General features: G+C 68.3%; 2 protein-coding genes. Both read right to left on the bottom strand.

What is annotated here, in order from left to right; all coding sequences use genetic code 11:
• Window positions 1-573: 573 nt before the first annotated feature.
• Window positions 574-1,323, bottom strand: a complete 750-nt coding sequence (locus AB0P03_RS40720) for a transposase family protein (RefSeq protein WP_363633780.1) — start codon at window positions 1,321-1,323, stop codon at window positions 574-576.
• Between the two features lie 141 nt (window positions 1,324-1,464).
• Entirely contained in the window at window positions 1,465-1,944 is a 480-nt protein-coding gene (locus AB0P03_RS40725; RefSeq protein WP_363633782.1) for a hypothetical protein, read from the bottom strand.
• Window positions 1,945-2,140: the final 196 nt, after the last annotated feature.

Consider the following 2,140-nt stretch of genomic DNA (forward strand, 5'->3'; position numbering starts at 1 on the left):
GGAACCCTCGAACTCCAGGCGCAGTGCACCGGACTGGCCAACTGCGACGCCAAGTTCCGGGTGGAGGTGCCCCGCGGTGTCGCCGTGACGCGCGACGGCAAGGAGACGGACCTCAAGGGCTGAGGCCGACCGGTCCGACGGGGAAGAGAGAGACGATGCTCGAACTACCGGTGGTTTGTTATACCGGGGAGTAGAGATCAAGTGGGCGGCCGGTGGCGACGGCGTCGATGAGGGCTTGGAGTTCGGGTGGTGGGGGTGCGTTGGTCCGGGCGCGCCAGCAGCGTTGGAGGGTGATCCAGGGGTCGAGCCAGGCCCGGACGGCGCGGATGGCTTTGGGCCAGCAGGCCGGGTGGGGCTGGTGGGGTCGGTGTGGGCCCCCTCTCGGGCCGGTCCGGTGTCTCGGGCGGCTGTGGTGGTGCGGTTGCGGGCGGACTCTCTGGCGGTGGGTTGAACCAGGTGTCCCAGCAGAATGACCCATTTCCAACCTGAAGTTGCAGGTCGCGGGGCTGGCGTGAGGCAGGAGTGGGGTGCTCGTGCGGGTCGGAGGCGTGATCGCCGGTAGGTGATCGTCGGTCAGCGCTGGATCTCGGCGTTTGTCAGCACGAGCAGGGCCCGCAGGAGGGCGGTGGCGTGTCGGGCGTTCATCCGGACCTTGGTGAGGATGCGCCAGTTCTTCAGGTCGGCGAAGCCGTGCTCGTTGGCCGCACGCTCGCGGCTGACCAGCTTGTTCGCCTCCTTCTGCGCGGCGGTCAGCGGGTGGTTGCGGGTCGCCTTGCGCCCGTTGACGATCACCGGATCATCGGGGTCGTCTTCCAGCGCGACGAACCCGAGGTCCGCCAGCGCGCCGAGGCCGGCCTGCCGCAGGTGGACGGTGATCTTGTTGTGGCGGGCAGTGGTGATCTCGCTGGAGCGGCCCGGCTTCGCCGCCGAGATCCAGACCAGGTTGCCCTTCTCGTCGGTCAGGGCCAGGAACAGCAGGCCGTGGGTCTTGTGATTACCGGAGTAGTTCGGCCGGTTCTCGTCCCCGGTGCGCCGGCGGGTGCGTACGAGGGTGCCGTCGAGCAGGACGACGACGCCACCCGTGCGGGCGATTTTCTTCAGGGCGCGGTCCAGGCGCGGGGCACGCGCGGCGAGCAGTTCGATCACTTCCAGCAGCCATCGGCGGACCGTGGAGGCGGAGACGTCGTTGCCGCCCGCCATGTCGGAAAGCCGCCGGTCGTGGCGCAGGACCGCAAGGACGATCAGTGCGATCCTCCCGGGCGGCAGCTTGCGCCAGCGTGAGCCGATCTTCCTGAGGCGACCGCGGATCAGGTCGGAGACCATGGTCGTGGTCGCGGTGGACAGCTCCAGGCGGCACTGGTAGACAAGGCCGCCGGGACCCTCGGCGGGGTGGTCTTCTTTCGCATGGAATCCCCAACACCCGTCGGGGGATCCTGTGTTACGCCGAGATCCGGCCGGTGTCGGTCAGGCGGTCGGCTGTGGCAGGGCGGTGAAGCGGCCGGCGGGGGTGCGGTGCAGCCAACCCCGGTCCGCCAGGTGCTTGAGTTTGTCGCGCACCGGCTCGACCTGCCCGGGCTGGACGCCTCTGCCAAGCCTGACGCTGACGTCCTTGGCTGGAACCGGCTCCGGTGCCGAGGCTACGATCTTCATGATCGCCTGGTAGTCGGCGGGCAGCGCGCTCGGATCCATGTCCGGCTCGCGGTGCGGGACCAGCAGCATCCCACCAGCCACTGGCGAGGTTGTGACCCGCTCGAACTCCTCGGCCATGGCCGGGTCGTCGGCCGTCCCGGTCCGCTGGGCGTCGGCGAACTGCCCGAACACCACCTCCGCCGCCTCCAACCGCGCTACCTCGGCCTCGATTTCGGCGAGTTCCTTGCGCAGTCGCTCGGCGCGATCGGACAGTACGATCCGTCGCTCCATCACCCACACCAGCACATCCGCCACCAGTAGCCCCTCCTTGCAACGAACTCCCTTCGGAGCGTAGGGGTCTGCGAAGACTCGGCGCCGTGATTCCGGCCAACCGGCCACCTGGCGGACGATCACCTGCTAGTGTGATGCGCCACAAATCATGAGGGTAGTAATTACCGTGATGCCTGGACGACTGGGTTGATCTTGGCGAGGTAGTCGGCGAGGGACTTGA

The sequence above is a fragment of the Kitasatospora sp. NPDC088779 genome, assembly GCF_040685395.1.
Taxonomy (GTDB): Bacteria; Actinomycetota; Actinomycetes; order Streptomycetales; family Streptomycetaceae; genus Kitasatospora.

Excerpts from the sequence above, each read along its gene's own strand:
- AB0P03_RS40720 (WP_363633780.1), bottom strand. The coding sequence starts at position 1,323 with ATGGTCTCCGACCTGATCCGCGGTCGCCTCAGGAAGATCGGCTCACGC.